The 24,701-nt window shown below is 69.4% G+C and carries 26 protein-coding genes; 6 read left to right on the top strand and 20 right to left on the bottom strand.

Annotated features, from left to right (window positions below):
- The first annotated feature begins 4 nt into the window (after nt 1-4).
- Entirely contained in the window at nt 5-766 is a 762-nt protein-coding gene (locus tag RG19_RS10040; protein ID WP_157515232.1) for a TatD family hydrolase, read from the top strand.
- Between the two features lie 142 nt (nt 767-908).
- Here RG19_RS10040 and RG19_RS10045 read toward each other — a convergent pair whose 3' ends face one another.
- A complete protein-coding gene (locus RG19_RS10045; RefSeq protein ID WP_058835155.1) occupies nt 909-1,706 on the bottom strand; it encodes a tRNA threonylcarbamoyladenosine dehydratase in 798 nt (265 codons plus the stop codon).
- 141 nt (nt 1,707-1,847) lie between these two features.
- Between RG19_RS10045 and RG19_RS10050 the strand changes: the two genes are divergently transcribed.
- Entirely contained in the window at nt 1,848-2,303 is a 456-nt protein-coding gene (locus RG19_RS10050) for a hypothetical protein (protein ID WP_058835156.1), read from the top strand.
- Between the two features lie 162 nt (nt 2,304-2,465).
- Nucleotides 2,466-2,942 carry a glycine zipper 2TM domain-containing protein gene (locus RG19_RS10055; RefSeq protein ID WP_058835157.1) on the top strand — a complete coding sequence of 159 codons (477 nt, stop codon included), beginning with the start codon at nt 2,466-2,468 and terminating at the stop codon, nt 2,940-2,942.
- 114 nt (nt 2,943-3,056) lie between these two features.
- Here the strand turns inward: RG19_RS10055 and RG19_RS10060 are convergent, their stop codons facing one another.
- The gene (locus RG19_RS10060) at nt 3,057-3,266 is read right to left on the bottom strand and encodes a cold-shock protein (RefSeq protein WP_058835158.1); all 210 of its coding nucleotides are present in this window, start codon (nt 3,264-3,266) and stop codon (nt 3,057-3,059) included.
- Nucleotides 3,267-3,534: 268 nt separating this feature from the next.
- Here RG19_RS10060 and RG19_RS10065 point away from each other — a divergent pair, with 268 nt between their 5' ends.
- Both RG19_RS10065 and RG19_RS10070 read left to right on the top strand, forming a co-directional pair.
- Nucleotides 3,535-4,041, top strand: a complete 507-nt coding sequence (locus tag RG19_RS10065; protein WP_058835159.1) for a DUF456 domain-containing protein — start codon at nt 3,535-3,537, stop codon at nt 4,039-4,041.
- A 65-nt stretch (nt 4,042-4,106) separates the two neighbouring features.
- Nucleotides 4,107-5,258 (top strand): phospholipase A, encoded by a 1,152-nt coding sequence (locus tag RG19_RS10070; protein ID WP_058835160.1) that lies wholly within the window; start codon nt 4,107-4,109, stop codon nt 5,256-5,258.
- Between the two features lie 40 nt (nt 5,259-5,298).
- Here RG19_RS10070 and RG19_RS10075 read toward each other — a convergent pair whose 3' ends face one another.
- The 9 genes from RG19_RS10075 to RG19_RS10115 all read right to left on the bottom strand — a co-directional run bounded on the left by RG19_RS10075 (nt 5,299) and on the right by RG19_RS10115 (nt 14,256).
- Nucleotides 5,299-6,588, bottom strand: a complete 1,290-nt coding sequence (locus RG19_RS10075; protein WP_082672603.1) for an FAD-dependent oxidoreductase — start codon at nt 6,586-6,588, stop codon at nt 5,299-5,301.
- A 277-nt stretch (nt 6,589-6,865) separates the two neighbouring features.
- Nucleotides 6,866-7,072 (bottom strand): cold-shock protein, encoded by a 207-nt coding sequence (locus RG19_RS10080; protein WP_058835161.1) that lies wholly within the window; start codon nt 7,070-7,072, stop codon nt 6,866-6,868.
- 90 nt (nt 7,073-7,162) lie between these two features.
- Nucleotides 7,163-7,936: an S-methyl-5'-thioinosine phosphorylase gene (locus RG19_RS10085; RefSeq protein WP_058835162.1), complete on the bottom strand. Its 774-nt coding sequence runs from the start codon at nt 7,934-7,936 to the stop codon at nt 7,163-7,165.
- A 4-nt stretch (nt 7,937-7,940) separates the two neighbouring features.
- Entirely contained in the window at nt 7,941-8,498 is a 558-nt protein-coding gene (locus tag RG19_RS10090) for a hypoxanthine-guanine phosphoribosyltransferase (protein ID WP_058835163.1), read from the bottom strand.
- Nucleotides 8,495-9,511 carry a beta-N-acetylhexosaminidase gene (gene nagZ, locus RG19_RS10095; RefSeq protein WP_058835164.1) on the bottom strand — a complete coding sequence of 339 codons (1,017 nt, stop codon included), beginning with the start codon at nt 9,509-9,511 and terminating at the stop codon, nt 8,495-8,497. Before nagZ ends, RG19_RS10090 begins: the two co-directional genes overlap by 4 nt.
- Before the next feature lie 217 nt (nt 9,512-9,728).
- Nucleotides 9,729-10,247: a CYTH domain-containing protein gene (locus RG19_RS10100; protein WP_058835165.1), complete on the bottom strand. Its 519-nt coding sequence runs from the start codon at nt 10,245-10,247 to the stop codon at nt 9,729-9,731.
- A gap of 35 nt (nt 10,248-10,282) precedes the next feature.
- Complete coding sequence (rlmD, locus tag RG19_RS10105; RefSeq protein ID WP_058835166.1) at nt 10,283-11,617, bottom strand: 23S rRNA (uracil(1939)-C(5))-methyltransferase RlmD; 1,335 nt, start codon at nt 11,615-11,617, stop codon at nt 10,283-10,285.
- 72 nt (nt 11,618-11,689) lie between these two features.
- A complete protein-coding gene (locus RG19_RS10110) occupies nt 11,690-12,274 on the bottom strand; it encodes a YdbL family probable chaperone protein (protein WP_058835167.1) in 585 nt (194 codons plus the stop codon).
- A 38-nt stretch (nt 12,275-12,312) separates the two neighbouring features.
- Complete coding sequence (locus RG19_RS10115) at nt 12,313-14,256, bottom strand: translocation/assembly module TamB domain-containing protein (protein ID WP_157515233.1); 1,944 nt, start codon at nt 14,254-14,256, stop codon at nt 12,313-12,315.
- Between the two features lie 96 nt (nt 14,257-14,352).
- On the opposite strand from RG19_RS10115, the gene RG19_RS10120 reads away from it, so the two are divergent.
- Nucleotides 14,353-15,117, top strand: a complete 765-nt coding sequence (locus RG19_RS10120; protein ID WP_058835169.1) for a response regulator — start codon at nt 14,353-14,355, stop codon at nt 15,115-15,117.
- A gap of 140 nt (nt 15,118-15,257) precedes the next feature.
- Here the strand turns inward: RG19_RS10120 and recO are convergent, their stop codons facing one another.
- The 9 genes from recO to rpoE form a co-directional block, all read right to left on the bottom strand.
- Complete coding sequence (recO, locus tag RG19_RS10125; RefSeq protein WP_058835170.1) at nt 15,258-16,007, bottom strand: DNA repair protein RecO; 750 nt, start codon at nt 16,005-16,007, stop codon at nt 15,258-15,260.
- A 68-nt stretch (nt 16,008-16,075) separates the two neighbouring features.
- The gene (gene era, locus RG19_RS10130; RefSeq protein ID WP_058836542.1) at nt 16,076-16,999 is read right to left on the bottom strand and encodes a GTPase Era; all 924 of its coding nucleotides are present in this window, start codon (nt 16,997-16,999) and stop codon (nt 16,076-16,078) included.
- A 156-nt stretch (nt 17,000-17,155) separates the two neighbouring features.
- A complete protein-coding gene (gene rnc / locus RG19_RS10135; RefSeq protein ID WP_058836543.1) occupies nt 17,156-17,824 on the bottom strand; it encodes a ribonuclease III in 669 nt (222 codons plus the stop codon).
- Between the two features lie 34 nt (nt 17,825-17,858).
- On the bottom strand, nt 17,859-18,239 hold the full coding sequence (locus RG19_RS10140; RefSeq protein WP_058835171.1) for a DUF4845 domain-containing protein: 381 nt from the start codon (nt 18,237-18,239) through the stop codon (nt 17,859-17,861).
- Between the two features lie 111 nt (nt 18,240-18,350).
- Entirely contained in the window at nt 18,351-19,142 is a 792-nt protein-coding gene (gene lepB / locus RG19_RS10145; protein WP_058835172.1) for a signal peptidase I, read from the bottom strand.
- A 107-nt stretch (nt 19,143-19,249) separates the two neighbouring features.
- Nucleotides 19,250-21,043, bottom strand: coding sequence for a translation elongation factor 4 (lepA, locus tag RG19_RS10150; protein ID WP_058835173.1), 1,794 nt, complete (start codon nt 21,041-21,043; stop codon nt 19,250-19,252).
- 144 nt (nt 21,044-21,187) lie between these two features.
- Complete coding sequence (locus RG19_RS10155) at nt 21,188-22,753, bottom strand: Do family serine endopeptidase (RefSeq protein ID WP_058835174.1); 1,566 nt, start codon at nt 22,751-22,753, stop codon at nt 21,188-21,190.
- A 70-nt stretch (nt 22,754-22,823) separates the two neighbouring features.
- On the bottom strand, nt 22,824-23,879 hold the full coding sequence (locus RG19_RS10160) for a sigma-E factor negative regulatory protein (protein ID WP_058835175.1): 1,056 nt from the start codon (nt 23,877-23,879) through the stop codon (nt 22,824-22,826).
- Nucleotides 23,876-24,490: an RNA polymerase sigma factor RpoE gene (rpoE, locus tag RG19_RS10165; protein ID WP_058835176.1), complete on the bottom strand. Its 615-nt coding sequence runs from the start codon at nt 24,488-24,490 to the stop codon at nt 23,876-23,878. The genes RG19_RS10160 and rpoE overlap by 4 nt, the downstream gene beginning before the upstream one ends.
- Nucleotides 24,491-24,701 lie beyond the last annotated feature (211 nt).

The following is a 24,701-nucleotide window of genomic DNA, read 5'->3' on the forward strand; positions in this document are numbered from 1 at the left end:
TCCGATGCTGTTCGACACCCACTGCCACCTGGATGCCGAGGCATTCGATGCCGACCGCGGCGAAATCGTCGCCCGCGCCCGCCGGGCCGGCGTCGGTTGGCAGGTGCTGCCGGCCACCCACGCCGAGGGTTGGCCGGGTCTGCGCGCGGCAGCGGGCCTGGATGCGGGGCTGTTCCCGGCCTACGGCCTGCACCCCACATTCCTGCGCCATCACCTGCCCGACCATCTCGACGATCTCGCCCGGTGGATCGAGCGCGAGCGCCCGGTCGCGGTCGGCGAATGCGGCCTCGATTTCTATCTGGAGGATCTGGACCGCGACGCCCAGCAGCATTACTTCGACGGCCAGCTCGAGCTGGCCCGCGACCACGACCTGCCGGTGATCGTGCACGCGCGGCGTGCGGTGGACGCCGTGATCCAGAGCATCCGGCGCGTCGGCCGCCTGCGCGGCGTGGTGCACAGCTATGCCGGCAGCAAGGAGCAGGCCGCGCAGCTGTGGGATCTCGGCTTTCTGATCGGCATCGGCGGACCGGTGACCTATGAGCGTGCCCGCCGCATGCACCGCGTCGTGACCGAGGTCCCGCTCGAGCAGTTGTTGCTCGAAACCGATGCACCGGACCAACCCGACAGCACGCATCGCGGCCAGCGCAACGAGCCGGGGCGCATCGTGGGCGTACGGGATGCGGTCGCACGCCTGCGCGGCATGGCGCCCGACGCCGTCGCCGACGCCACCACCCGCAACGCGCACGCCTTGTTCGGAACGGCCTGACAGACGTCCTGATGCATGCGGCGACAGGATAGCCGTCGCGCCGTCGGCGCTCGATCACGCTCCCCCACGATCCGACACGGCCGACGAACGGACGGTGCCTGCGTCGTCCGACCGACTGCCCTCGACGCATCCGTCTCTCGCGTCAGGCGTGCCCGGCGCGCTTGAGCAGCATCTGCAGCGCCTTGCCGGCCGCGACGAACGCGAACGCGCCGGTGATGTGGGTGGCGGCGCCCAGCCCGGCGCCGCAATCGAGCTTCAACGCGGCATCGGCATCGAGCTTCGGCCGCACGCCGCAGACCGAGCCGTCGCCCTGCGGATAGCGCACATTCTCCAGCGAATACACCGCGGGCACGCCGAAGTAGCGCTGCGCGCCGCGTGGGAAATTGAAGTCCGCGCGCAGTTTCTTGCGCACCAGCGCCAGCATGGCGTCATGCTCGGTGCGCGAGAGATCGCGTACACGGACCAGGGTGGGATCGATGCGCCCCCCGGCCGAGCCGACCGTGAGCACCGGCTGCTTGTGCCGACGACACCAGGCGATGGCCTCGAGCTTGGCGCGGAAACTGTCGAACGCATCGAGCACGAGGTCGTACCCGGGACCGAGCAACGTGTCGAGGTTGCCGGGCGTCAGATAACTCGCGACCGCGGCGACCTCGATCGCCGGATTGATCGCCCGGCAGCGCTCGGCCATCGCTTCGGCCTTGCTCCTGCCGTATTGGCCCTGGATCGCCGGCAGCTGTCGATTGGTGTTGGAGACGCAAAGGTCGTCGGCATCGATCAGGGTCAACCGGCCCACACCGCTGCGAGCGAGGGCCTCCGCCGACCACGAGCCGACGCCGCCCAGTCCCACCACGGCGACATGCATGCGCGAAAACGCCTGCAGAGCGCCGCGGCCGTAGAGCCGGTCGATACCGGCGAATCGATCTGTCCAGATGGCATCCATGCGGCATTTTAAGGGCTGGCGGGATCCTCAAGGCAGGCGTTGCGCTGCGCGGACCCGTCGGCACATGCGCGACCGGGGCCGACGTACCGCCATGCGATCCACGGTGCTATGTTCGCGCCAGCGTCCAGACCGGAACACCCGATGTCCACACCGTCCTCCCTGCCGTCCAAGACGTCGCGCGCGCCCTCGGCCGCCCAGCGCTATCTGTTCGTGTTGATCGTCGGCCTGGTCATCGGCATCGTCGCCACGGTGATGCTGGTGCGCGCCCTACAGGCCCGCGCCGATCACTTCCCCTCCAGCGTCATGCACGTGCAGCAATGGCATCTCGAGCAGTTGCGCACGAAGCTGGACGGCAATCGCTGCGCGGCAACCGATGCGCTGCCGCATCTGCGTACGCTGCGGACGCTGGCCGACGACCTGGAACCGGCATTTCCGCGCCTGCGCGACGACAGGCGTTTCGCCCAGGCGGCCAGCCAGATGCGCCGTACGCTCGATGCGCAACTCGGCTCGCCACCGCTCAATTGCGCCGGACTGGGCACCGCCGTGACCGACATCGCCAACGGCTGTCGCGCCTGTCATCAGGATTTCCGGGGCTGAGCGACGTGCCGTGACGTGCCCACCACGCTCGTGAACGGTGTCCGTGCCCGTTCGGGCCGGCACGTCCGGGTTGTCGACCCGTTCACGGGTTTCGTCCTACGGTCTGATCGCAGCCGCGCCACCGGGCACGGCACCACCCCAAGCGTAGAGGGAGACACCACCATGAAGACCCCGTTGCTCGCAACCACGGCTGCGGCCGCGATGATCGCACTGGCAGGCTGCGCGACCTCCCCCGGCGGCTACAGCTCGGGTTATGGCTCCGGCTACGGCACCGGCGGTTACAACGCACCCAACTGCCGCGACTGCGGCGTGGTCACACGCATCGAACGTCGCCCCGACAGCAATCCGAACGTGGCCGGCCCGTTGATCGGCGGCATCGTCGGCGCGGCCGCCGGTCGCGAGATCGCCCGGCGCAACACCGACAGCGATGGCCGTCGCAACGTGGCCACGGGTGCGGGCGCGGTCGCCGGCGCCGTGGCCGGCAACGCCGTCCAGAACAGGACCGGCAGTGGCGGCATGTACGACGTGCACGTGCGTCTCAACGACGGCCGCACGGTGGTGATGGTGCAGCAGGATGTGGGCGGCTTGCGCGAAGGTTCGTCGGTGCAGGTCCGCGAGGGTCGCGCCTGGGCGCTCTGACCCGAGCGCCCGGCCGTCCGGCGGCACAGCGCACAGACGACGGACAGCGCACGCAAGACGAAGAAACCCGGCCGCGAGGCCGGGTTTCTTGTTGTCCGGAACAGTCGGTACGCGCTAGGCGGGCTGGACCGCGTCGGCCTGGAGGCCCTTCTGCCCCTCGACCACGGTGAAGCTCACCTTCTGCCCTTCCTGGAGACTCTTGAATCCCTGCATCTGAATGGCGCGGAAGTGAACGAAGACATCCTCGCCGCTCTCGCGACTGATGAATCCGAATCCCTTCGCATCGTTGAACCACTTCACGGTACCGATTTCACGATCAGACATCGCCTTGCTCCCTCGTACGGACTGGCCTGTAACTGCCTTGAGATAGGGTGATACACCGTCGCCGGCGGCTGGTCGCAAGGGAGGAAGCGCAGGTCCTTCGGCACCGGCCCGACCTGCGGATTCGCCCGAGGGTCCAGCCGATCTCCGGCCACGGTTCACGGTGACCTTGACAAACACAGCGAACGGAACTTAACGCGGGTTCAGGAAGAATGCAATCTAGTTTCCGCCCTTGCTGATCTCAGCCCCGCCCGACCTCACTGGAGCCGCCATGCAGGCCGAAACCCTGTTCTACGTGATCGCCGCACTGCTGGTGGTGGTCGGCCTGCTGGGCACGATCCTGCCCGCGATCCCCGGCATTCCCCTCATCTTCGGCGGCATGTTGCTGGCGGCCTGGGCCGACGGCTTCACCCACGTCGGCGGCCTGACGCTTGGTCTGCTGGCGCTGCTCACAGCGCTGTCGTTCGTGGTCGATTTCTGGGCCACGGCGATGGGCGCGCGCCGGGTCGGGGCCAGCCGGACGGCGTTGGTCGGCGCGGTGATCGGCACGTTCGTCGGCATCTTCTTCGGCATTCCCGGCATCTTCGTCGGCCCGTTCGTGGGTGCGGTGGCTGGCGAACTCTGGCATCGGCGCCGCCTGGGCACCGACGATCTCGGTGCCGCCGCCCGGGTCGGCGTCGGCACCTGGCTCGGCGTGGTGGTGGCGATCGCGTTGAAGCTGATGCTGGCCTTCGCCATGATCGGTACGTTCGCGCTGTCCTGGTGGACCACGCGCTGAGTTTTCACTTCGCGCGCACGTTCCTGTCCAGCACCCTTCCCTCCATTCCCCGACCCGACCTCCCGATGCGACATCCCCATCTTCCGCTCGCCTGCGCCCTCGCCGCCTCGCTCGTCAGTTCCGCGGTGCTGGCACAGGAGGTCTCCTCGCCTTCCACCGTCGCCGCCTGTGCCAGCCTGGAGAGCGATGCCCTTCGCCTGCAGTGCTACGACCAGGCGGCGGGCCGCAGCATCGGCAGTCCGCAGGACGCCGATGCCGCCGCCGCACAGGCGCGCGCCGCCGAGCGCGACCGTCCGCGCGACGCCCAGGAACTCGACGGCATGTCGCCGCGAGGCGACGTCTTCCAGGCGCAGGACGACCGCCAACATGGGGACGCCCTGGCCAACGTCGGCCGGGGCTCGTTGCTCGACACCCGCTGGGAACTGGCCCGCGACTCCAAGCTCGGCCTGTTCAACTTCCGCGTGTACAAGCCGCTTTACCTGCTGCCGGCGTTCTGGACCAGCAAGACCAATCCCACACCGTCGTCGCCCAACCCCAACAACGTGGTGACCACACCGCAGAATCTCGACAGCCTGGAAGCCAAGTTCCAGCTGAGCTTCAAGACCAAGGCGGTCGAGAACCTGTTCGGCGACAACGGCGACATCTGGATGGGCTACACCCAGAGCTCGCGCTGGCAGGTCTACAACGGCGAGGACTCGCGTCCGTTCCGCGAGACCAACTACGAGCCCGAGATCCTGCTGGTGTTCCGCAACGGTTACAGCCTGCCCTTCGGCTGGCGCGGGCGGATGAGTGCGATCGGCATCAATCACCAGTCCAACGGTCGCGGCGACCCGCTGTCGCGCAGCTGGAACCGAGTGATGTTCAATTTCGGCTTCGACCGCGAGAACTGGGCACTGGTCGCCCGCCCGTGGATCCACATCGACGACGGCAGCGACAGCGACAACCCCGACATCGCCGATTACATGGGCCGCGGCGACCTCTCGCTCATGCATGTGCGCGGCGACCACCGGCTCACGTTCACCGGGCGCCATTCGCTGCGCGGTGGCGACCGCTCGCACGGCGCGCTGCAGTTCGACTGGGGGTTTCCGATCCACCCCAGCCTGCGCAACTTCCGCGGCCATCTGCAGATGTTCCACGGCTACGGCGAGAGCATGATCGACTACAACCACAAGGCGACCTACATCGGTCTCGGCATCTCGCTGCAGGACTGGTTCTAGCCCGAAGCCGCCGCCATACCGGCAGCCAGGTTGCGGCGGCTCATCCTGGCGGCGTCTCCGCCAGGGCGGCCGCCGACCGCGCCGGGCGCCACCCCTGGCCACGTGTCCGCGCCGCGTCGAGCGCCTCGAGAAACGCCGCGTCCGGCTGCAACGCGCCGAACCAGCCGTACCGGGTGCCCGTCAGCACACGCAGGCTCTGGTTGCGCAGGCCGGGAATGCGGGTGAGCGGATGGAAGCCCCAGTCGCGTACGTGCGCGACGAGGTCCCGTTCCGACTGGAACAACGGCGTCAGCCAGCGGCTCCACGCCTGATAGGCACGCACATGCGCGCGACGTCGCTGGACGTACCGCGGCAACGCCTGCGCCGGCGGCGCCTCACGCAGCGCGTCGCGCAACGCGCGCGCATCCAGCAGCGCCATGTTGACGCCCTGTCCCAACTGCGGACTCATGGCATGCGCGGCATCTCCGAGCAGGACCGCGCGCCCGGCATGCCAACGGCTGTGGACGGCATCGCGATAACGGGCTGCGGCGAGCCCTTCCGGCACGCAGGTCGCGCCCAGCGCCTGCGCGGCCTCCGGCCAGACGGCATCGAGCCCGGCGCGCCAGGCCGGCTCGCCGCACCAGGCTGACGGCTCGAGTTCGGCCGTCGGCACGCTCCAGAAAAAGCTGGCACGCGGGGTCGGATCGTCCGGATGCGTGCCCACCGGAAGCATCCCGGCCATCGCACGTGCCTGCCGGTAACGCTGGCGCAACTCGGCCGGCCACGCCCAGGCACCGGCCTCGACCAGACACCATTGCGCGCCCCATGGATACGGACGGTCCAGGTGCGCGGGCGCCACCTGTCCGCGCAGTTGCGACGCCGCGCCATCGGCGACGACGACCAGATCGAACGGTCCGTACCGTCGCCCACGCGCATCCGTCAACGTGCCCCGATCCGTGTCGACGGCGGCCACGCTGCAACCGGCCTGGACGGCCGGCGTCCATGCGCGATCGAGCAGGCTGAACAGTGTGCCGCGCTGCAGCCCGAGCCCGAACAGGCGCGGGTCGAGCTCGCGATACCGCATGTCCATGACCGGGCGGCCGCCGATGGTTTCTCCGTACAGACGCTCCACCGGCGCGCCGTAGGCGAGCGCCCGCTCGAGCAGGCCCAGCGACCACAGCGCTTCCAGCCCGGTGGGTTGCAGCAGGAATCCCGCACCGATCGGACGCGGCGACGGGGCGCGCTCGAAGACCTGCACGTTGTGTCCGTCGCGCGACAGAAACACCGCGGCGGCCTGCCCACCCGTGCCATAGCCGACGATGGCGATATCCAGACGCCCCGCAGTGGACATCGAACCCCCGATCGCTCTGGAAAGTGTCCACTTTGCCAAAAGCCGGCGTGGCGGTGATGGCCGGCATGCGCATCGAGAGGGGTTTCGTCGCCGCAGCCGCTGACCGGAACGAAAACCGGAACAAAATGAAAATCGCGATCCCGCCTCGCTTCGTACCGTGACCAGACGGGAGCTTCGCGCATGGAGCGCACGGGCCGCCGCGCGCTCGCCCGGCGGAGAACACCCAAGAAAAAGCCCCGCAGACGCGGGGCTTTCCGATTACACAGGGTGGTGGCGATCAGACGACCGGGGCCACACCCGACGCCTGCGCGCCCTTGGGGCCCTGGGTCACCTCGTAGCTCACACGCTGGCCTTCCTGCAGGCTGCGAAAGCCCTTCGAATCGATGGCCGAATAGTGGACGAATACGTCCGAACCGCCGTCCTCGGGTGCGATGAACCCGAACCCCTTGGCGTCGTTGAACCACTTCACTGTGCCGTATTGCATAACCTTCCACCTTGTCTGGATGCGATAGCGTGTGCCGGATACCCGACGCACGGCGCCGAGTATCGAAGCAAAACTGGACACTTGCAATCGTCAGGGTGTCAGGAATCGCCGCAGAATGGCCGGAATTGACGCCGAAACCGCCGCGACGTTGTCCAGTACCTCCTGAAGCGTGATCTCGCTCTCATCTCCGCATCCCGCCGCCCAGTTGGCGACGATGGCCAGGCTGGCGTACTCCAGCCCGAGTTCCCGCGCCAGGCCGGCTTCCGGCATGCCGGTCATGCCGACCAGATCGCAACCGTCGCGCCGCAACCGCGCGATCTCGGCGCGGGTTTCCAGCCGCGGTCCCTGCGTGGCGCCGTAGCACCCCTCCGCGACCACGGGCACATCGGCGGCACGCGCCGCCGCCAACAACGCAGTGCGCAGGGATGGCGTGTAGGGATCGCTGAAGTCCACGTGCAGGACCTCGGTGCCCTCTTCCTCGCAGAACGTCGAGATCCGGCCCCAGGTGTAATCGATCAACTGGTCCGGACACGCCAGCACCCGCGGACCGAAGCGCTCGGTGATGCCGCCCACGGTGTTGAGCGCGATCACCCGCCGTGCGCCGAGCGCCTGCAACGCCGAGAGGTTGGCGCGGTAATTGACCTTGTGCGGCGGCACCGAATGCCCTTCGCCATGCCGCGCCAGAAACGCGACACGGCGCCCGGCCAGCATGCCCACGCGGATCGGGCCCGACAACGCGCCGTAGCGCGTCGGCGGCTGGTGCGTTTCCACGTTCTCCAGCTCGGCGATCCGGTACAGGCCGGTGCCGCCGATGACGGCGAGATCGATCGGGTCGGCCGCCACGATCGCAGGCGCAGTGCTCATCGGGTCATGCTCCGAGCGCATAGATCGCGGGCAGGTTGCGCCCCTGTTCGTGGTAGTCCATGCCGTAGCCGAACACGTACCGATCCGGCACGTCGACGCCGACGTAGTCGGCCGCGATGCCGTCGACGCAGCGGTCGTGACGCTTGACCGCCAGCACCGCGATACGCACGTCGGCCGCACTCTGGTCGTCACACCAGCGCTTCACCGCCAACAGCGTGTGGCCCTCGTCGAGAATGTCGTCCACCAGCAGCACACGACGACCGCGCATCGGCGTCGCGGGACGGTGCAGCCACGCCAGGCCCGAGCCACTGGTCTGGCCGCGGTAGCGCGTGGCGTGCAGATAATCGAATTCGAGATCCAGCCCACGCTCGCCGAGCGCGAAGGCCAGCGACGCCGCGAACGGCAGACCGCCGTGCATGATCGTCACGAACAACGGGGGCGGACCCTCCGGGTCGAAATCGGCCACGATCGCATCGGCCATGCGGGCGATCGCGGTATCGAGCACGTCGCGATCGTGGATCAGCTCTGCGCTGCGCAGCGCGTCGGCGAGTGTTGGGGTCATGCGATGAAACCTCCGGGCATGTCGCCGCGTGCGGTGTGATACCGGGTGTCGGCGAGCAGGCCGTCCCAGCCGAGCGCGCCGCGGCCGATCAGCCCGGTCAACGCCATGGTGTTGAGCGTGCGGCCCTTTACCGCGTCGAGCGACTCCTGCACGAGCTCCGGATGGCAGACCAGCACCACATCGCAGCCCGCATCCAGATGCGCGTCGACCCGCGCCTTCACACCACCCGCCGAATGCGCGGCCGCCATGCCGATATCGTCGGAGAACACCACGCCACGGAAACCCATGCCGCCGCTGGCGACATCGCCGCGCAGGATCTCGCCGATCCAGCGGGACGAATAGCCGGCCGGCTCCGGCGCGACCTGCGGATAGGTGATGTGGGCCAGCATCACCGCATCGGCACCTGCTTCGATGCCGGCGGCGAACGGGACCAGATCCTCGGCGCGGATCGTCTCCAGCGAGCGGTCGTCGACCGCCGTATCGAAATGAGTGTCCTCGCGCACCGAGCCATGGCCCGGGAAGTGCTTGAGCGTGGCCCCCATGCCGGCGCTGTGCATGCCCTCGACATAGGCGCGGGTGAATGCCGCGACGATGTCGGGATCGGCGTCGAACGCGCGGTCGCCGATGGCGAGATTGCCGCGATGCAGGTCGACCACCGGCGCGAAGCTGAGATCCACGCCGCTGGCGAGCACCTCGCTCGCCATCAGCCAGGCGTGCTCGCGCGCGGCATTCAACGCGGCATCGGGCTCTTCACGATAGCGGCGTCCGAACACCTCCAGCGGCGGCAGTTCGCTGTAGCCTTCGCGGAAGCGCTGCACGCGCCCGCCCTCCTGGTCGACACAGATCAGCTGCGGCCGCGGGGCGGCCTCACGGATCGCCGTGGACAGTTCGAGCACCTGATCGCGCGAGGCGAAATTGCGCTTGAACAGGATCACGCCGGCGCAGGCGTCGTGCTGCAGCCAGTCGCGTTCCTGGGCATTGAGTTCGGTGCCGGCGACGCCGATCACGAGCATGCGGATCACTCCTTCATCGCGGTGGCGCGGATGCGCCGACCGGGCATTGTCGCAGATGGCCGGGACGCGAATGTTGCGTCGGCACCACGCCGATGAACACGGCCATATCCGGCCTCCGCATCGGTCGATGTGCGAGCTCCGGCCCCATCGCCCGCCCGCGGTGTCGATCCCGGCCAGACGATCCTGCTACCTCGGTCGGCGTCCGCGACCCGAGCGGTCAGCCCGCGGCGGGGACATCCCGCTCGGCCACGGTCCACGCCGCATAGGGATGTGCGGCCAGGGCGAGGTTGTAGTAGCGGGTCAGATGGGTGACCTCCGCGCCGAGCCAGTCCGGGCGCTCGAACGCCTGACCGACCGTCTCCAGTTCGACCTCGGCCACGACCAGGCCGGCGTTGTCGTCGGCGAATTCGTCGATCTCCCACAGGTGCGCGCCATGCCGAACCAGGTGGCGCAGCTTCTCGATGCGCCCCCCGACGCACAACGCCAGCAGCGCACGCGCCTCGTCCACTGGAATCGCGTACTCGAACTCCTGCCGCGACGGGCCGGCCTCGCGCGACTTGATGTTGAGCGCGGCGACGTCGCCTTCCAGCCGCACCCGCACCGACGTCAGCTGCGCACCGGAAGCGACCTCCGCATGACCATTGAGGTAGCCCTGTGCCATCAGTACCGTGCGTTCGATCTGCGCACGCCACGCATCGGACCGCAGCAGGAATTTGCGTTCGATCTCCACGCCCATGGCGGCGGCCTCGTATCGGTGGATGGACGTCGAGATCAGGGTTCGAACAGCGCGATCGATTCCACGTGGGCGGTGTGCGGAAACATGTCCATCACCCCGGCCGCGCGCAGTTTCCAGCCCAGTTCGTTGACCAGATAGCCCGCGTCCCGGGCGAGCGAGCCCGGATGGCAGCTGACGTAGACGATGCGCTTGAGCCCCTTGAGCGGCAGTTGCTTGAGCACCGCATCGGCGCCGGAGCGCGGCGGGTCGAGCAACAGGCGGTCGAAGCCCTGCCGCGCCCACGGCTGGCCGGCCAGCGGCTGCGCCAGGTCGGCGGCGTGGAACTCGGCGTTGGTCAGTCCGTTGTGCACCGCGTTCTCGCGTGCCCGCGCGACCAGCCCGGCATCGCCTTCCACGCCGACCACGTGCGCGCTGCCGCGCGCCAGCGGCAGGGTGAAGTTGCCCAGCCCGCAGAACAGGTCGAGCACGCGCTCGCCGGCCTGCGCGTCGAGCAGTTCCAGCGCGCGCGCGATCATCTTCTCGTTGAGACCCTGGTTGACCTGGATGAAGTCCAGCGGCCGGAACGTCAGCTCCACGTCCCAAGGCGCCAGGCGGAACGCCAAGGACGGCGCCTGCGGCCACAACGCATGCACCGTATCCAGGCCGCCGGGCTGCAGGAAGATCGCGAACCCGTGCGTCTGCGCGAAGGCGACCAGGCGCTCGCGGTCGGTCTCCGACAGCGGCGCCAGGTGACGGAACACCAACGCGATGGTGTCGTCGCCGGCGATGAATTCGATCTGCGGGATCTCGCGGCGCGCGTCCATGCCGTCGACCAGCTGCGACAGCGCCTCGACCCGCTCGCCGATCTCGGGGATCACGGTGTGGCAGATCTGCAGGTCGGCGACGAAACGCGGATCGCGCTCGCGGAAGCCCACCAGCGTCTTGTCCTTCTTCTCGACCCGCCGCACCGAGAACCGGCCCTTGCGGCGGTAGCCCCATTGGCGATCGGTCAGCGCCGGCAGCACCGACTCCGGCGTGACATGGCCGATACGCTCGAAGTTCTCCAGCAGCACGCGCTGCTTGGCGAGGATCTGCTTCGATTCCTCGAGGTGCTGCAGCGCGCAGCCACCGCAGGTGCCGAAATGGGGGCAGCGTGGCTCGACGCGATCCGGCGAGGCACGTTCGACGTCCAGCGTCACCGCCTCGTCGAAACTGCGCGAGCGCCCGGTCTGCTTGACCAGCACCCGCTCGCCGGGCAGCGCACCGGCCACGAACACTGTTTTACCGCTTTCGCGGGCGGTCTTGCCGCCTTCGCGGCGGGCCACGCCTCGGCCGTCGTGGCTGAGGTCGAGGATGTCGAGCAGAAACGGAGTTTGGTCGATGCGGGCCACGTGGCGTCAGGCTGCGGGCGGAAAGCCGGCTATTGTCTCAGACTTCCGCCGCGCAAGCCCCCCGGCGCCGGCTTACTTCTGCTGCCAGTTGCCGGCCCGGTCCTGGTACCACCAGCCGCTGCGCGCGCGCTGCTGCCATTGCTGCGCGAACACGTCGCGGATCTGGCCTTCCCACTCCGGACGCCCGTTGGCGACCGCGATCTCGCGGTAGACCGCACGCGCATCGCGGTTCTGGTCGGCCACCGCCTGGTTGACCTGGGCGCGTTGCGGCATCGGAATGCTGCCCGCGTCGCGCACGCTGACCTCGCCCGCGTTGGTGAATCCCAACGCGCCGGACTCGAAGTGCGGGGCCAGGGTGCCGCGGAAGCGCTCGATCATCCGCGAACGGATGGCCTCGATGGCCGGGGTGCGGATGGTGATGTCCGGGCTCTGCGCGTGCGCGCTGCCGATGCCGAGCAGCATCAGCGGATGGAAGCCGCCCTGCCGCGCCATGCCGCCGTCGGCCGGCGGCAGCAACCCCGCGTCGTCGGGCCCGATCACGTCGTCGACGAACTCGCGCGCGGCCTCGCGGGCCTCCGCGGCCGGGAAGTACACGTTGATGGTGACGCAGGCGGTCAGGACGAGCGCGGCGGCGATCGAGGCGAACCAGCGGGTCATGGACAGTCTCCTGGGATACGTGAAGCGGGTAATGGCGCTCATTCGACGACCGGCGACACATCGCCCTCCACCGCCGCCCCGATCCGCTCGACCAGGGTCGGCCAGTCGACACTGCGATTGTGGCCGACGACGTCCAGCCGCGGCAGACCCGAACCTTCGACGATAGTAAAGGCGTTACCCGCTGAACGCAGTCCCCCCATCTCGCACACCGCATTGCGCAGGCGACAGCTGATGCCGATGCGGCGATAGCCGAAATCGTCGAAGAAACCGATCAGTTGCGCCTGCAACGTGCCCGCGAACGACGCGTCGCCGACGCTCGAGATGTCCTGCACCGCGCGCTGACTGATCCGCTGGCGGGTGCCGCGTCGGCGCTCGGTATGCAGCTCGGCGTCGAAAGCCGCCAGTTGCCAGTCGACCAGGCGCAGATCGCGGAAGCCGCCGTACAGGCGCCCGCTGATCTGCCCCAGGTCGAAGACCTCGGTGAGCGTGGTCAGGTCGAGGCCTTCCAGCGCGATGTCGGCCGACAGCGACGGCGCCACGCCGAACGGGCGCTCCAGGGCCAGGGAGGCCACGCGGATCTCGCCATCGAAGGCGTGCATCTGCAGGCCGCCGTCGAAATCGAGCCGCTGATCGGCGTAGCGCATCCGCGGAATCTCCCCGCTCAGGCTGCCACCGAACGCGGGCCAGTCGAACGCGCTGGCGAGTTCGCCCAGCCGCAGCCCATCCACCGCCAGCGCGGATTCGATCCGCATGCCCTGCCCGGCCTGCGGCAAATGCAACGAGAAACCGCTGAAACGCAGCTGGCCGCCGAGCAGATCGACCGCCACGTCCTCGCGCAGGTCGAGCCGGCCCGTGGTACTGCGGAACGGCAACCGCGCCGGGCCGAACCCGATCGTCTGCAGGCCGCCGCCACGCCAGCGCAGCTCGCTGTCCACCGAGGCGCCCTCGGAAATCCTCAGGTCGCCGTCGAGTCCCTCGAACCGGAAGCGCTTCCGGCCGTCGGTGATCTCGACATCGCGCAACCCGAGATCCATGCCGCTGGGCGCGCCGCCCGCCATGCGCAGGTGCGCATCGAGCGTGCCGGTCAGGGTCATGCCCGACAGCCCCGCCACGCCCAGCCAGCCCGACAGGTAACGCGCCGGCAACGACGCCGTGTCCTCACTGTGCAGACGCAGGTCGAGCGCGCGCACCGCGGCGCCGGCATCGAGCGCGAGCGCGCCGTCGGCACGCAATGTGTCGCCGTCGTTCCAATGCAGACGGTCGAAACGCCAGCCGACAGCCGGGGCGTCGCGCACGGCGTCGAGCGAGACGGCGATCGGCGTCTCGGGCAGATCCAGATACGCGGTGTCGAACAGGAGACGTGCGCCGTGCAGCGTCGCCTGCAGCCCCACCTGCTGCGCTTCGCCGGGCAGGCGGTAATCGAGGTCGACATCGAGACCGATTCCCTCGCCGGCGAGGCTGCCGTCGCTGGAGTCGAACGCGAGTCCGCGTCCGCGCAAGTCGGCGCGGACGCGCAGCGCATCCGGGTCCCGGGTGTCGATCCGCACCTCGCCGTCCAACCCACCCTGCTGCATCTGCAGCGCCGGCATGGCCTGCCGGACCAGCGCATCCGCCCAGAGCAGCGGGACGCGTTCGAGCAGAACCCGGGTCAGCTCCGGATCGGCGGCATCGCGCAGCAGCGCCAGCCGTGCATCTCCGCCCTGCAGATCGACTCGGGTCAGGGCTTCGGTGAGATCCAGGGTCAACGCCATCGGCGCCTGCCGCCCGGAGCGGACCTCGCCATCGCATCGCCACGCCCCGATCTCGGGACGCCGCAAGGGGCATGTCCAGAGCAGATCCCGGAACCGATAGCCGAGCGCCGGCGCCTCCGCCTGTGCGCTGTGCAGTCTCAGCGCACCCGTCTCGGCCCCCTGCGGCCACTCCAGCCGCACCTGGACATCGTGCAGGACTGCGACGGCGGTCTCGATCCGTTCGATCCGCATGTCACCGACCCGGGCCGCCGCACCCGGGAAGGGGGTCGACGCCAGCGCCGTGAGGAGTACGATGGCCGGGAACCGGATCATCCAGGAAGGATACCCATGGACCGTAACGGAACCGTCGTCCCCCGGTTGCTGCTGGTCGAGGACGAACCCACCAGCCGCCTGTTCCTCCAGGCCGCGGCCGCGGCGCTGCCGGCCGAGGTCGATATCGCCGAGCGCCTGTCCGATGCCTATGCCCTCGCGACCCGACACGACTACGCCCTGTGGCTGGTCGACGCCAATCTCCCCGACGGCGATGGCGGCACCCTGCTGCGCCAGTTGCGCGACCAGGGGCTGAGCACGCCCGCGATCGCGCACACCGCCGCCTGCGACGCGGCCGAGCGCAAGCGACTGCTCGGCCACGGCTTCGTCGACGTGGCGGTCAAGCCGCTGAGCGCTGCGGACTGGCAGGCCGCGATCCGTGCGGCGCTCGTGCGCGGCAACCCGACCGGAACGGCGGCGCCGGTCGCATCTGCGGATCGTGAGCGCGCCCCGGCCCCCTCCACCCCCGACACTCCGGTCTGGGACGACCTCGCCGCGACCCGCGCACTCGGAGGCAACCCCACCCACGTCGGCGCGTTGCGCGACCTGTTTCTGGCCGAGTTGCCGACCGCGCGCGAGCAGGTGATGGCGGCCGCCCGCGACGGCAATCTCGACGCCTTGCGCGCAGCCCTGCACAAACTGCGCGCGAGCGCCGGCTTCGTCGGCGCGGCGCGGCTCGATCTCGCCGTGCGGGCCCTGCAGGGCGAGCCCGACGACTCCCTGGCCCTGCGCCACTTCGTCGAAGCCACGGACCAGACCTTCGCGGCCGCACCGTCGCGCTGACCGCGACCGGCAGCCGATCACCCCGGCATCCTCACCCCGGCATCCGGGCGCTCCACGCGACACGCCGGCGCCATCGCGTCGCTCTCGTCGCGCCGAAGCCTGCGCCGCGAGGGGCCGTCTCCGGCGGACACCGCGACCGCCTAGCCATCCGTCTCCTCGCGCGGCGCCCCGGCCACGCCGATCCGCCCGAGCGCGCTCATCATTTCCCACGACTTCAGACCACGCGGGCCCAGGTGATGGGCCAGCACCGTGCGCAGCACCCGGCGCAGACCCGGCATGTCCTCCGCGACCGGCATGCGGTCGGCCGCCAGCGCCAGCAGCGCCCGGCCGGTCGCCGCCTGCGCACGTTCGCCGCTCCGCTCGCTCAGCACCCGGCGCGGCCCGTGTTCCGGATCGAGGGTGTAGCGCATCGCCGGATCGATCGCCGCCCCGTCGCCATCGGTATCGAAGCCCAGCCCGAATCCCAGCGCGTCCAGCAGGTCGCGTTCGAAGCGCCGCAACGTCCAGGCCAGACCGTCGCCCGCCAGACGGCCACGAACGGCGCCGTACAGGTCGAACAACTCGGGGTGCGGGTCCTGTCGCGGCACCAGCCGCAGCACCAGTTCGTTGACGTAGAAACCGGCCAGCATCGCGTCGCCGGTCAGCAGCGGCGCCACGTCTACCGCCTCGGCCGTCGACAGCGTCGCCAATTCCCCCCGCTGCACCGCGCTGAAGCGGATGTGCTGCAACGGCAGCAGCGCCGCGCGCAGCACCTGGCGCCGCGGCCCCTGCGCGCCGCGCACGACCAGTCCCATCCGCCCGTGGGATTCGCTCAACACGTCCACCAGCAGGCTGGTCTCGCGCCAGCGGCGCGCGTGCAGGACGTAGGCGGGTTCGGCTTCGAGGCGCATGGGCGATCCGGAAAAGTCCTGCCGACCGCACCACTCCGGGCGCTGAGCAAGCCGGCCCGGCCTGGACGTTACGGCGAACGCGATTCGTCGTAGCCGAACGCGCGCAGCGCTGCTTCGTCGTCCGACCAGCCCTCACGCACCCGCACCCAGGTCTCCAGGAACACCTTGCGGTCGAACAGGCGCTCCATCTGCAGGCGGGCCTTGGCGCCGATCTCCTTCAGCCGTGCCCCGCCCTTGCCGATCACGATGGCCTTCTGGCCGTCGCGCTCGACCCAGATGACCGCCGCGATCCGCGACATGCCGCCATCGTCGACGAAGCCCTCGATCTCGACCGTGGTCGCGTACGGCAACTCCGCGCCGAGCTGACGCATCAACTGTTCGCGCAGCAATTCGGCGGCGAGAAAGCGTTCGCTGCGATCGGTGATGGTGTCCTCGTCGTAGAGCGCCGGCTGCGTCGGCAGCAGGGGCAGCACCGCCGCGACCAGACCGTCCAGCCCCTTGCGCTTGAGCGCGGAAACCGGATGCACGCTGGCGAACGTGCGTCCCTCGGCCACCTTGGCGAGGTACGGCAGCAGCGCCGCCTTGTCCTTGATGCGATCGACCTGATTGACCACCAGCACCACCGGCACACCGCTGGCATGCAGCAGCTCGTAGGCCGCGCCATCCTCGTCGTCCCAGCGCCCGGCTTCCACCACCAGCAACGCGGCATCCACGCCTTCCACCGCACCGCGCGCGGACCGGTTCATCCAGCGATGCATCGCGCTCGCGGTGGCCTTGCCCTGCTCCCGGTGCAACCCGGGCGTATCGACCAGCACGATCTGCCCTTCCGGCCAGCTCGCCACGCCCAGCAGGCGATGCCGGGTGGTCTGCGGGCGGTTGGACACGATGCTGACCTTGGCACCCACGAGTGCGTTGATCAGGGTCGATTTGCCCACGTTGGGGCGGCCGATCACGGCGACATGGCCGGCGCGGAAGGAGGCGTTTTCAGTCATGCCGGCATTGTAAGCCGCACCGCCACGTCGCCGGGCGCCGTTTTCCCGCCGTGGCTGAACGCGAAGGTTGCGGATCGACCGCGGGAACAGGGTCACGAACGGGTAGACCGCCATCCGGCTCGGCCCGCCCCCACGCGCAGCGAACCGCCTGCGGCCTCAGCGGGCTGCAGGTTCCAGTTGCTCGAGCACCGCTGCCGCCGCGGCCTGCTCGGCGGCACGGCGGGAGCCGCCCTCGCCTTCGCAGACCAGTGCCGGCTCGGCGATCCGGCATTCGACCCGGAACACTCGGGCGTGTTCGTCGCCGGTCTCGGCCAGCAGGCTGTACTGCGGCAGGGCGCGCTGCCGGCCCTGCAGCCATTCCTGCAGGCGGGTCTTGGCATCCTTGCCGACCTTGTCGACGCGGAAGCCCTCGAACTCGGGTTCGAGCCAGGCCAACACCGCAGCCCGGCAGGCATCGAAGCCGGCATCGAGGTAGATCGCGGCGATCACCGCTTCCACCGCATCCGACAGGATCGAATCGCGACGGTGCCCGCCGGATTTCATTTCTCCCGGGCCGAGCATCAGCTTCGGCCCCACATCCAGCCGGCGTGCGATCCGCGCCAGCGTCGATTCGCGCACGAGTTCGGCGCGCGCACGGGTCAGCGCGCCTTCGTCGGCCCGCGGAAAGCGTTGATAGAGCGCTTCGGCGGCGATCAGGTCGAGCAGCGCATCGCCCAGGAACTCCAGCCGCTCGTTGTGCGGCGCCCCGGCACTGCGGTGGGTCAAGGCCTGCGCCAGCAGGCCCGGGTCGGCGAAGCGATGCCCGAACGGTCCGGCGGACGCCATCAGCGCGGCCGCCCGCAGGCGCAACCACCGCCCATCAGTTCGCGGCCCTGCCCCGGGTCAGACGCTGCGTGGTGTCGAACCGGCCGACCACGTCGATGTTCCCGACCAGCGGCCGCCGCACCTCGTAGCTCACGTCCATCTCGTAGCCGTCGTCGACACGGCGGAGCTTCACATGCTCCTTCTTCACGTTCTCCGAGTAGCTGATGTACAGCCGGCGGAAGAACAGATCCTGGATGCGCGCCGGTGTCTGGTCGGCGATGCCCGGTTCCTGCGACAACCCCTTCAGCGCCGAGCGCACGCTGTAGTACTCGGAGTACATCGGAAACAGCCGCATCGCGCAGTAGGCGAAGAACCCCACCACCGCCAGCACGATGACGAACCCCAGCAGGGTCATCCCCTCTTGCTTGTGCCTCATTGCCCTTCTCCCCGAAAGGTGCATGGTCCGGCCGCGATCTTAGAGCCTGCCGCGGCCGCGCAGGTAGTCCGGGACCGCGCGCCGCTCCACAGCGCGGCCTGCGTCACATCGTCAGCGGATGCTGCGGCCGATCCGGTCGAAGCCGACACCGCCGGCGGCGCCGTCCCAGTTCATCCAGATCAGGAAGGCCTTGCCGCGCAGCTGCGTCTCCGGCAGTTCGCCCCAGAACCGCGAATCGTCGCTGCGGTCGCGGTTGTCGCCCATGACGAAGTAGTGACCCGGACGCACCACCCACTCGCCCTCGCCCGGATCGCGGAACGGAAGACCGGTGATCTCCAGCACTTCGTGACCTCGGCCGGGCATCTCCTCGCGCAGCAGGCTCGCACCGGTCATCTCCGCACCGCGACCGCGGCCCTCGTAGGGGCCGATGTCCTGGTAGCCGAGCGGCTCGCCGTTCACGAAGACCTGGTTGTCGCGGTAGGCGATGGTGTCGCCCGGCAGGCCGATCACACGCTTGATCCAGTCCTGGTCGGGATGGTGCGGGGGCCGGAACACGACCACGTCGCCGCGCTCGGGCTCGCCGATGGCGATGACCTTGTGGTTGTTGATCGGTAGACGCAACCCGCAGGAGAACTTGTTGACCAGGATGAAGTCGCCGATCAGCAGGGTCGGCATCATCGAGCTGGACGGAATGCGGAAAGGCTCGGCGATGAAGCTGCGCAGGATCAGCACTGCGGCCAGCACCGGGAAGAACGTCCGCGCGTAATCGACGGCGACCGGTTCCTTCTCCTCCAGCAGCCCACCGCGCTCGGCGCGCTGCCGGGCCAGGAACAGCCGGTCGAGCAGCCAGATGAACCCGCTGAGCAGGGTCAGCGCCACCAGAATGATTTCAAACCACTTCATCGAAGCTCCTCACGCCGCGATGGGCCGCCCGTGCCGGCGAGCGGACACACGCGCGATCGTCGTCGCCGCATGTCGCCTGCCGCACCGGTCGTGCGCCCCGGCTCCAGTTAGTCCCGGCTCGTACTCAACACGGCGAGGAAGGCCTCCTGCGGAATCTCCACACGTCCGACCTGCTTCATCCGCTTCTTGCCTTCCTTCTGCTTCTCCAGCAGCTTCTTCTTGCGCGAAATGTCGCCACCATAGCACTTGGCCAACACGTTCTTGCGCAGCGCCTTGACCGTGGTGCGGGCGATGATCTGCGAGCCGATCGCGGCCTGGATGGCCACGTCGAACTGCTGCCGGGGGATCAACTCCTTCATCTTCTCGGTCAGCTCGCGGCCGCGCCGGTCGGCGTGGCTGCGGTGCACGATCAGCGACAGCGCATCGACCTTGTCGCCGTTGATCAGCACGTCAACGCGCACGAACGGGCCGGCGTCGAAGCGGAGGAAGTGGTAGTCCAGCGAGGCGTAGCCGCGGCTGACCGACTTCAGCTTGTCGAAGAAGTCCAGCACCACTTCGGCCATCGGCAACTCGTAGCTCACCTGCACCTGGCCACCGAGATACTGGATGCCGATCTGCGAGCCGCGCTTCTCCTCGCACAAGGTGATCACCGCGCCGACGTAGTCGGGCGGAGTCAGGATGTTGGCGCGGATGATCGGCTCGCGGATCTCGTCGATCTGGTTGACCGGCGGCAGTTGGGCCGGGTTGTCCAGCGGCACGGTGGCGCCGTCGGTGCGCAGGATCTCGTAGATCACCGTCGGCGCGGTGGAGATCAGGTTGAGGTTGTACTCGCGCTCCAGCCGCTCCTGCACGATTTCCATGTGCAGCATGCCCAGGAAGCCGCAGCGGAAACCGAAACCCATCGCTTCCGAGCTCTCGGGCTCGAAGCGCAGCGCGGCGTCGTTGAGCCGCAGCTTGTCGAGCGCCTCGCGCAGGTCCGGATAGTCCTCGGCGTCCACCGGGAACAGACCCGCGAACACGCGCGGCTGCATCTCCTGGAAGCCCGGCAGCGGCTTGGCGGCGGGATCGCCGGCCAGGGTCAACGTGTCGCCGACCGGCGCGCCGTGGACGTCCTTGATGCTGGCGGTGATCCAGCCCACCTCGCCGGCCTTGAGCGCCGGCAGCTCCTTGCGCTTGGGGGTGAACACGCCGACCTTGTCCACATCGTGGGCGCGCCCGGTCGACATCACCAGGATCTTGCTCCTGGGCTTGATTTCGCCCTGCATGACGCGCACCAGCGACACCACGCCGAGGTAGTTGTCGAACCAGGAGTCGATGATCAGCGCCTGCAGCTTGTCGGTGTCGCGTGGCACCGGCGCCGGGATGCGATGGACGATGGCTTCCAGCACATCCTGCACATTGAGTCCGGTCTTGGCGCTGACCGGGATCGCATCCGCGGCATCGATGCCGATCACCGCCTCGATCTCGCCCTTGGCGCGATCGATGTCGGCGGTGGGCAGATCGATCTTGTTGAGCACAGGCACCACTTCCAGGCCCTGCTCCACCGCGGTGTAGCAGTTGGCGACCGACTGCGCCTCGACACCCTGTGCGGCGTCGACCACCAGCAGCGCGCCCTCGCAGGCGGCCAGCGAACGGCTGACCTCGTAGGAGAAGTCGACGTGGCCGGGGGTGTCGATGAAGTTCAGGTGGTAGACCTGCCCGTCCTTCGCGGTGTACGGCAGCGACACCGACTGCGCCTTGATGGTGATCCCGCGCTCGCGCTCGATCGGATTGTTGTCGAGCACCTGCGCTTCCATCTCGCGCTCGGACAGGCCGCCGCACAGCTGGATGATGCGATCGGCGAGCGTCGACTTGCCGTGGTCGACGTGGGCGATGATGGAGAAGTTGCGGATGTTCCGCATTGGATCGGTCATGAGGAGCTGCGCGGGCACGGGTGAGGGCAATCGAACGCGACATTGTCGCACAAGGCGACGCCCGCCCCGGCGTCCGGAGCGGGCGTCGCGCGGCCGCGGAAGCCGGCGCGACGCCGGCCCCACGGAATGCGATCACTCGGCGTCGGCCTCCCGGGGCGTGACCGCGACGAACTGGCTGCCGCGGGCATTGCGCACCAGCAGCATCACGGTGTCGCCCGGACTCACCCCGCGCAGCGCGCGGTCGAGTTCGGCCGGTGCATTGACCTCGTCGCGCCCGACCCGCATCACCACGTCGCCCGGCTGGATCCCGGCACGGCGCGCCGCCAGCCCCTCGACCCGGGCGATGCGCACGCCCTTGCCGTCCTCGACGCCCAGTTGGCGCCGCTGATCGGCACCGAGCGCCTGGCCGACCAGGCCCAGTGGGTTGGACGCCGACGACGGCGCCGCCTCGGGCTGGGCCGGCGAGGCACCGCCCCGTGCCGCGGCCATCGCATCGCGATCGAGCGGCGCCAGGGTCACATCGAAGTTGCGCTCGCGTCCCTCGCGGAACACGGTCAGCTGCACCCGGGTACCGGGCGCCTTGTTGCCGATCAGCGGCGGCAGGTCGCTGGGCTGATGGATGCGGCTGCCGTCCACCGCGCGGATCACGTCGCCCGGCTCGATCCCGGCCTTCTGCGCCGGGCTGCCTGGCACGACCTCGTTGACCAGCGCGCCCAGCGTGTCCGGCAGGCCGAAGCCCTGCGCTTCCTCGCGGGTCAGCGGACGCGCGTTGAACTGCACGCCGACCTGCCCGCGCTGCACCGAGCCGGTGTCCTTGATCTGCTCGGCGACGTTCATCGCCATGTCGATCGGGATCGCGAAGCTCACGCCCTGGAAGCCGCCGGTGTTGCTGAAGATCTGCGAATTGATGCCGATGACCTCGCCGCGCGTGTTGAGCAGCGGGCCGCCGGAGTTGCCGCGGTTGATCGCCACGTCGGTCTGGATGAAGGGCACGTACTGCTGGTTGGCGTACGGATTGGAGCGGCCGGTGGCGCTGACGATGCCGGCAGTGACCGATTGCTCGAGGCCGAACGGCGAACCGATCGCCACCGCCCACTGGCCGGGCTTGATCTGGCGTGCGTCGCCGGCGCGCAGCGCAGTCAGGCCGCTGGCGTCGATCTTGAGCACGGCCACGTCGGACTCCTGGTCGCTGCCGACCACCTCGGCCTCGAACTGGCGGCGATCCTGCAGGCGCACGGTGACCGTCTGCGCATTGTCGACCACGTGGTGATTGGTCAGCACGTAGCCGTCGCTGGAAATCACGAACCCCGTACCCATCGAAGTCGCCCCCGGCATGCCGCCGCCATCCGGCGCGTCGGGCATTCCGGGCGCACCCGGGAAGGGCATGTCGAAGAAGCGCCGGAAGATCTCCGGCATCATGTCGTCGCCCGGCGCCGGGCCGCGGCTGCGCGGCCCGCGCTGCGCGGTGCGCGGTGCGTTCACCGCGACCTCGATGCTGACAACGCCGGGGGCGACCTGCTCGACCAGACCGGTGAAATCCGGCAGGCCGGTGACCAGTTGTTGCGGCGACGTCGTCGGCGCGGCCTGCGCGCCCGCAGTGGACGACTGGGGCTCGGCGGTCGCCGAGGGCAGGATCACGGATGCCGTGGCAGCCGCGGTGACGACCACCAGGACGGCGGCAGGCAGGACGTTCTTCATCGGGGACGGCTCCTCGATCGATTCGAAGGCTGAAGGGAAGGCGCGCCCGGAACATGCCAGGCGCGCGGGGTCATTCGGTGGCGGGCGCGAACGGTCCGGCCGACACGTCTGCGGAAGACGGCGCGGCGGGAGGTGGCGCCTCGAACCGCAGGGGCCCGATGGCGGTCTCCGACACGCCCGGTGCGCCGGCAACCTGCAAAGTTCGGGACGACGCGTCCTCGATCCTGGGCTCGAAGGGATGGAACGACATCGCGCCTTCGTTGGCAGCGCCACCGGCCGCACCGTAGCTGGCTGCGAACGGATTGGTGCTGCCGAGGCCGGCCCGCGGCCATGGGCGGGGCGACGCGACGGATGATTCCGACGCCAGCGCCGGCAACGCGAAGGCGACCGCTTCTTCCGCTGGCGCACTGGGGGAAACGCGCACGGGGGCGCTGGCCGCGATCCGGGTCGGCTCGGCGTGTCGCTGCTCGCGAGTGGCCGCGGCCCGCTGGCTCTGCCCGCGCGAGCGCCGCTCGTCGCGACGCGGAACTTCGGCGATGGCGAGCGCACTGGCACCGGCCAGGGCCACGACCCCGGCGTCGATGGCGCCGGATGGCGCCTCGCCGGACCCGTTCGCCGCCGGCGTCGAAGAAGCCGGCGGCGCGGTCGCCGCGCCGGTCACCGCCACCTGCCCGGCCCCGGGCTCGACACCCTGGAGCGTCGATGTCTGACGACCGACCAGCAGGGCAACCATCGCCACGGATGCGACCAGGGCCGCGCCACCGCCCCAGCGCAGGATGCCGGCGCGCCGCCCCACGCTGCGACGATCTGCGGACGGTGCCGCAGCCGCCGCGTCGTCCGGCAATCGCGCGCCGTCCGCCACCGCACGCGCCACGCCCGCAGCGAAATCCGCCGGCAGCAACGCATGGTGGCGGCCACGCAGCACATCGCCGCAGACCTGCCAGCGTGCCCAGCAGTCGGCCAGTTCGGTATCGTGATCCAGCCGCCGCAGCATGAAGCGCGCCTGGTCCGGCGACAGCTCGCCGTCGAGCATCGCCGACAACTGCTGGCGGTGGTAGCGGAAGAGCTTGTCGGGATCGGGCTGCAACTGCAGCGCGTCGCCGTCATCTGGGTGGGAAGGCATCATCGGGTCGCACGCTTGGCAGGTGTGTCGGTATCCATCAACGGCTTGAGTTCCTCGTCGATCGCCTCGCGGGCACGGAAGATGCGCGACCGGACCGTGCCGATCGGGCAGCCCATGCGCTGGGCGATGTCCTCGTAGCTCAGGCCGTCGACCTCGCGCAGCGTGATCGCGACCCGAAGCTCTTCGGGCAATGCTTCGACCGCGCGCATCACCGTTTGTTCCATCTGCTGGCGCATCAGTTCACGTTCCGGCGTATCGCTGTCGCGCAGGCGGATTCCGGAATCGAACTGCTCGGCGTCGGCGACGTCGATGTCGTCGCCCGGCGGGCGGCGATTGTGCGCGATGAGATGGTTCTTGGCGGTGTTCACGGCGATCCGGTGCAACCATGTATAGAACTGGGCGTCGCCGCGGAAGCTGCCGATCGCCCGATACGCCCGGATGAAGGTCTCCTGGGCGATGTCCTGGCACTCGCTCCAGTCCGACACGTAACGGCCGATCAGCGCCGCGATGCGGTGCTGGTACTTGCGCACCAGCAGGTCGAACGCGGCGGTGTCGCCCTTCTGCACGCGACGGACCAGCTCCTGGTCCAGTTGTTCGGTCTCGATATCGGCCATCGGCCGGGAACTCCATGTGGCCCGGCCTGCGGCTGGGCGTTGTGACCCGCGAAACGGCGGAAAGTTCCCGCCATGCTGAATGCAACGTGGGGCCGCGGGCACCCGCCACAAGGCCCGGCCGAATGCGCGGTCGCCCGGTCGGGACCGGCGCCGGTCGCACGGACCATTTGACGCCGGCAAAACAACCTCTGGATCATAAGGGGTTCTCCCG

Origin of the sequence: Luteimonas abyssi (assembly GCF_001482195.1) — a bacterium.
GTDB lineage: Bacteria > Pseudomonadota > Gammaproteobacteria > Xanthomonadales > Xanthomonadaceae > Luteimonas > Luteimonas abyssi.

What these genes read in the sequence shown, in the direction of transcription:
- RG19_RS10040 (WP_157515232.1), top strand. Translation starts at nt 5, where the DNA reads ATGCTGTTCGACACCCACTGCCACCTGGATGCCGAGGCATTCGATGCC.
- RG19_RS10045 (WP_058835155.1), bottom strand. Translation starts at nt 1,706, where the DNA reads ATGGATGCCATCTGGACAGATCGATTCGCCGGTATCGACCGGCTCTAC.
- RG19_RS10050 (WP_058835156.1), top strand. Translation starts at nt 1,848, where the DNA reads ATGTCCACACCGTCCTCCCTGCCGTCCAAGACGTCGCGCGCGCCCTCG.
- RG19_RS10055 (WP_058835157.1), top strand. Translation starts at nt 2,466, where the DNA reads ATGAAGACCCCGTTGCTCGCAACCACGGCTGCGGCCGCGATGATCGCA.
- RG19_RS10060 (WP_058835158.1), bottom strand. Translation starts at nt 3,266, where the DNA reads ATGTCTGATCGTGAAATCGGTACCGTGAAGTGGTTCAACGATGCGAAG.
- RG19_RS10065 (WP_058835159.1), top strand. Translation starts at nt 3,535, where the DNA reads ATGCAGGCCGAAACCCTGTTCTACGTGATCGCCGCACTGCTGGTGGTG.
- RG19_RS10070 (WP_058835160.1), top strand. Translation starts at nt 4,107, where the DNA reads ATGCGACATCCCCATCTTCCGCTCGCCTGCGCCCTCGCCGCCTCGCTC.
- RG19_RS10075 (WP_082672603.1), bottom strand. Translation starts at nt 6,588, where the DNA reads ATGTCCACTGCGGGGCGTCTGGATATCGCCATCGTCGGCTATGGCACG.
- RG19_RS10080 (WP_058835161.1), bottom strand. Translation starts at nt 7,072, where the DNA reads ATGCAATACGGCACAGTGAAGTGGTTCAACGACGCCAAGGGGTTCGGG.
- RG19_RS10085 (WP_058835162.1), bottom strand. Translation starts at nt 7,936, where the DNA reads ATGAGCACTGCGCCTGCGATCGTGGCGGCCGACCCGATCGATCTCGCC.
- RG19_RS10090 (WP_058835163.1), bottom strand. Translation starts at nt 8,498, where the DNA reads ATGACCCCAACACTCGCCGACGCGCTGCGCAGCGCAGAGCTGATCCAC.
- nagZ (WP_058835164.1), bottom strand. Translation starts at nt 9,511, where the DNA reads ATGCTCGTGATCGGCGTCGCCGGCACCGAACTCAATGCCCAGGAACGC.
- RG19_RS10100 (WP_058835165.1), bottom strand. Translation starts at nt 10,247, where the DNA reads ATGGGCGTGGAGATCGAACGCAAATTCCTGCTGCGGTCCGATGCGTGG.
- RG19_RS10110 (WP_058835167.1), bottom strand. Translation starts at nt 12,274, where the DNA reads ATGACCCGCTGGTTCGCCTCGATCGCCGCCGCGCTCGTCCTGACCGCC.
- RG19_RS10115 (WP_157515233.1), bottom strand. Translation starts at nt 14,256, where the DNA reads ATGCGGATCGAACGGATCGAGACCGCCGTCGCAGTCCTGCACGATGTC.
- RG19_RS10120 (WP_058835169.1), top strand. Translation starts at nt 14,353, where the DNA reads ATGGACCGTAACGGAACCGTCGTCCCCCGGTTGCTGCTGGTCGAGGAC.
- recO (WP_058835170.1), bottom strand. Translation starts at nt 16,007, where the DNA reads ATGCGCCTCGAAGCCGAACCCGCCTACGTCCTGCACGCGCGCCGCTGG.
- era (WP_058836542.1), bottom strand. Translation starts at nt 16,999, where the DNA reads ATGACTGAAAACGCCTCCTTCCGCGCCGGCCATGTCGCCGTGATCGGC.
- rnc (WP_058836543.1), bottom strand. Translation starts at nt 17,824, where the DNA reads ATGGCGTCCGCCGGACCGTTCGGGCATCGCTTCGCCGACCCGGGCCTG.
- RG19_RS10140 (WP_058835171.1), bottom strand. Translation starts at nt 18,239, where the DNA reads ATGAGGCACAAGCAAGAGGGGATGACCCTGCTGGGGTTCGTCATCGTG.
- lepB (WP_058835172.1), bottom strand. Translation starts at nt 19,142, where the DNA reads ATGAAGTGGTTTGAAATCATTCTGGTGGCGCTGACCCTGCTCAGCGGG.
- lepA (WP_058835173.1), bottom strand. Translation starts at nt 21,043, where the DNA reads ATGCGGAACATCCGCAACTTCTCCATCATCGCCCACGTCGACCACGGC.
- RG19_RS10155 (WP_058835174.1), bottom strand. Translation starts at nt 22,753, where the DNA reads ATGAAGAACGTCCTGCCTGCCGCCGTCCTGGTGGTCGTCACCGCGGCT.
- RG19_RS10160 (WP_058835175.1), bottom strand. Translation starts at nt 23,879, where the DNA reads ATGATGCCTTCCCACCCAGATGACGGCGACGCGCTGCAGTTGCAGCCC.
- rpoE (WP_058835176.1), bottom strand. Translation starts at nt 24,490, where the DNA reads ATGGCCGATATCGAGACCGAACAACTGGACCAGGAGCTGGTCCGTCGC.